3 protein-coding genes and 1 rRNA gene are annotated in these 3,876 nt (G+C 68.2%); 1 reads left to right on the top strand and 3 read right to left on the bottom strand.

The features are described 5' to 3' along the window. The first annotated feature begins 149 nt into the window (after positions 1–149). Positions 150–1,559, top strand: coding sequence for a DUF4032 domain-containing protein (locus J9611_RS21015; protein ID WP_211883123.1), 1,410 nt, complete (start codon positions 150–152; stop codon positions 1,557–1,559). A gap of 59 nt (positions 1,560–1,618) precedes the next feature. Here the strand turns inward: J9611_RS21015 and J9611_RS21010 are convergent, their stop codons facing one another. From J9611_RS21010 to rrf, 3 genes are all read right to left on the bottom strand, one after another. Continuing rightward, positions 1,619–2,989, bottom strand: a complete 1,371-nt coding sequence (locus J9611_RS21010; protein WP_211883121.1) for an FAD-binding oxidoreductase — start codon at positions 2,987–2,989, stop codon at positions 1,619–1,621. Beyond that, complete coding sequence (locus tag J9611_RS21005) at positions 2,986–3,480, bottom strand: SRPBCC domain-containing protein (protein WP_211883112.1); 495 nt, start codon at positions 3,478–3,480, stop codon at positions 2,986–2,988. The genes J9611_RS21010 and J9611_RS21005 overlap by 4 nt, the downstream gene beginning before the upstream one ends. 303 nt (positions 3,481–3,783) lie before the next feature. Then, positions 3,784–3,876 (bottom strand): 5S ribosomal RNA (rrf, locus tag J9611_RS21000); the annotation flags it as partial.

Below are 3,876 nucleotides of genomic sequence, written 5' to 3'. Positions count from 1 at the left end.
TCCAAATATCCGCGCTGGGCCGCCTCAATTCCTTGCATACACCCAGTCTTAAGGACCACTGCGCGAAGTCCAGCAGGCGCGCCTTAAACCACCCAAATTGTTCAGCGCAGTCCTAGGGTCCCGGGCCCAATGTACGGAAGAATTGATTCATGACCGAGGAAAACAACGCCCAGTGGCACGACGAGCCCACCGACTACGGTCAGATCGGCAAGCTGCCCCGCTTTGAAGCCGCCAGCGCCAACGATGAAAGGGCCCCGGCCTCCAGTTCGCTGAGCATCACGGCTGCCGCCACCGAGCCGGAACTCCTGGACCTGCCGTGGCACATCGCCCTCGAAGACTGGCCAGCCGAACACCTTGCCGCACTCCCCCGCGGCATCTCGCGCCACATCGTGCGTTTTGCCCACCTTGGCGGATCCGTCATCGCCATCAAGGAAACGTCCGAGCACGTCGCCCGGCACGAGTACCACATGCTCCGTAAGCTCGCCCGGCTGGATGTCCCCGGCGTGGAGCCGGTCGCCGTCATCACCGGGCGGACCACCCGGGACGGGCGTCCGCTGAACCCGGTGCTGGTCACCCGGCACCTCAAGTTCTCCATGCCGTACCGGGCGCTCTTCTCCCAGATGCTGCGCAAGGACACCCTCACCCGCCTGATCGACGCCCAGGCCCTGCTGCTGGTCCGGCTGCACCTGATCGGTTTCTACTGGGGCGATGTGTCGCTCTCCAACACCCTGTTCCGCCGCGACGCCGGCGCCTTCGCCGCGTACCTCGTGGATGCCGAAACCGGTGAGCTGTACCCGGACCTGTCCACCGGCCAGCGCGAGTACGATCTGGAAATCGCCCGGGTCAACATCGCCGGTGAGCTCATGGACCTCCTCGACGGCGGGCTCATCGAGGAGAAGGTGGACCCGGTGGCCACCAGCGAACTGATCATGGACAGCTACCGGCGGCTGTGGACGGAGCTGACGGCGAAGGAGTCGTTCGAGATCGGGGAACGCTGGCGCGTGGCGGCCCGCATCCGCCGGCTCAACGAGCTCGGGTTCGACGTCGAGGAATACGCCATCAAGACCACGCAGAACGGCTCCACCATCCAGCTCCAGCCGAAGGTGGTCGACGCCGGGCACCACCAGCGCCGGCTGCTGCGCCTGACCGGCCTGGACGCCCAGGAAAACCAGGCCCGCCGGCTCCTGAACGACATGGACTCCTTCCGGGCGGACAACAACCCGGGCATGGACGAGGAATACAGCGCCCACCTGTGGGTCAGCGAGATCTTCGAGCCGATTGTCCGGGCCATCCCCCGCGATCTGTCCGGCAAGCTCGAGCCGGCCGAGGCGGTGCACGAGGTCCTGGAGCACCGCTGGTACATGTCCGAGGGGGAGAACCGGCATATCCCGCTGGCCGAGGCCGTGCAGTCCTACATTGAGAACGAGCTCCGCCACCGCCGGGACGAGGCCGCGATCATGCTCAACCCGGACACGGGGCTGCTCAAGATCCTCGAGGTCGAAACCGAGGAATCACGGTACGGCGCCGACGAGGACGAGTACCCGGACGCCGACGACTAAGGCAGCCCCGGCAGAACTGGCAACGCTCCTCTGGTCCGGGGTGATTCCCTGGTCCCGGGCTAAATCGCCTTCCCGGGGTTGAGGATGCCGGCGGGATCGAACAGTTCCTTGATCCGGCGCTGCAGTTCGCGCACCGGGGCCTTCTGTTCGAGGCCGAGCCAGCGCAGCTTGTACTGGCCGATCCCGTGTTCTCCGGTGATGGTGCCGCCCATCGCCAGGGCGACGGTGATGGACTCGTCCAGGGCGGCGCCGAGGCGCGTCATCGCTTCCTCGTCCACGACGCTGTCCACCCGGTCCACCCAGAAGGTGGGGTGCAGGTTGCCGTCGCCGGCGTGCGCCACCACCTTGAGCCGGACCCCGTGGGCCACCGCCATGGCTTCGAGGGCGGCCACGTAGTCCAGCAGCCGGGAGCGCGGCACGGCGACGTCCTCCCCCACCCGGTATTCGTCGTCGACCTCCGCGCCGCGGCTGTTGCGGCGCAGCTCTACGAGTTGCTCCGCCTCGGCGTTGGCCTCGGTCGTCACAACAGCGCCGCCCGCGGCAAGGACCGGCCGGATGGCTGCCGCCTCCGCCGCGGCGCCGAAGCCGTCGGTCTGGATCAGCAGCAGGGAGGCGCCCCTCGAGGCCAGGTCCGAGCCGTGCATGGCGTCGAGCTGGGCGAGCGAGCCGCCGTCGAGCAGTTCCATGATCGCCGGCTGCACGCGCGCCCTGCCCACGGCCAGGACGCCCGCCGCGGCGCTGCGGAAGTCCGGGTAGAAGGCGGCGATCGTGTGCACCTCCCGCGGCAGGTACTTGAGCCGCACGGAGATCCCGACGACGATCCCCAGTGTCCCCTCCGACCCGACGAACAGGCCGGTGAGGTCGTAGCCGGCGACGCCCTTGAAGGTCTGGTGCCCGGTGTGGATGAGGGAGCCGTCCGCCAGCACGACGTCGAGCGCCAGCACGGAGTCCCGCGTCACGCCGTACTTGGCGCACCGCAGGCCGCCCGCGTTGGTGGCCACGTTACCGCCGATCGTGGACAGCTTGAAGCTCGCCGGATCCGGCGCGTACATGAGCCCGTGCACCGCCGCCGCGGCGTTGAGGTCGGCGTTGATCACCCCGGGTTCGACGACGGCGGTCTCGTCGTCCGGGTTCAGGTCCAGGATGCGGTCCATGCGTTCGAGGCCCAGCACCACGCAGCCCTTGCTGGCATGGGCCCCGCCGGACACGCCGGTGCCCGCGCCGCGCGCGACCACTGCGACGCCGTGCGCGGCACAGGCGCGGACGGCAGCCTGGACGTCAGCCACCGATTCGGCCCGGACCACGGCCTGCGGCAGCTGGTAGTCCAGCACCGGGGCCTGGTCCACGGCGTACGCGGCCAGGGTCGCGGCGTCCACAGCGACCTTCGCCGCACCCAAGACAGTGGTCAGTTCATCGACGATGCCGCTCATGCGGACTCCGCCCCGCCCATGAACCGCACGAACCGGTCCAGGACCGCGGGCCAGCCGGCTTCGTAGTCCGCCCGCGTACCGGCCGGATCCTCGGCGCCTTCCCAGCCGGTGTGCACCAGGCGCACCTCGGTGCCACCGTCGACGGCGCGGAACGAGACGCGAAGCTCCGTGGACCACACCGCCGAGGTTCCCGGATACCAGCTCGCGTGGAAGGACAATGGTGGCTGCCAGTCGTCGATCGAGCCCCAGACGGCAGTCCGGCCGTCGTCGGACGTCTCCATGATCAGGTTCTCCTCGAACTCCACGTAAGAGCCCGGACCGTACACACCGCGATCTTCCAGCGGCCACCAGAGGTGGGTGTGTTCGGTGAACCCCACGAACGCGCGGGCGACGGCGCCTGGCACCACAACGGTGTAGACGATGGGATCCAGGCCGTCTGCTGCAGCTGGTTCCGGGCTGTCAGGAGCGGCGTGGCTGAAGAGGTTATCCATGGGCACCAACCATACCGGCACGCCCACGCTCCCTCACATTCCGCAGGTTCCGGCGCGACGCTCACTCACGTCTCGCAGGTTCCGGGGCGATGCTTCCTCCGATGTTGTCCGGCCGGCGCCGGGAGGTGAGGGGTCCCTGGATCCGGCACGGGAGGTGAGGAAGGGTCCGTCGTTTCCCTGCGGAATCTGTGGGAGGTTCCGGGTTTCCGGTGCGGGGGGTGAGGGAGGGGTTTTTGTGGTTTGGGTTTAAATGCGGGAGAGCCCCAACCGTGTGGTTGGGGCTCTCGACCGTGTTTAATTTATGTCCGGCGGTGACCTACTCTCCCACACCCTCCCGGGTGCAGTACCATCGGCGCTGTGGGTCTTAGCTTCCGGGTTCGGAATGGGACCGGGCGT

The sequence above is a fragment of the Pseudarthrobacter albicanus genome (assembly GCF_018224015.1).
GTDB lineage: Bacteria > Actinomycetota > Actinomycetes > Actinomycetales > Micrococcaceae > Arthrobacter > Arthrobacter albicanus.
This window is presented reverse-complemented; position numbering and strand designations above follow the sequence as displayed.

Coding starts and splice junctions, on each gene's coding strand:
- J9611_RS21010 (WP_211883121.1), bottom strand. CDS start 2,989: ATGAGCGGCATCGTCGATGAACTGACCACTGTCTTGGGTGCGGCGAAG.
- J9611_RS21015 (WP_211883123.1), top strand. CDS start 150: ATGACCGAGGAAAACAACGCCCAGTGGCACGACGAGCCCACCGACTAC.
- J9611_RS21005 (WP_211883112.1), bottom strand. CDS start 3,480: ATGGATAACCTCTTCAGCCACGCCGCTCCTGACAGCCCGGAACCAGCT.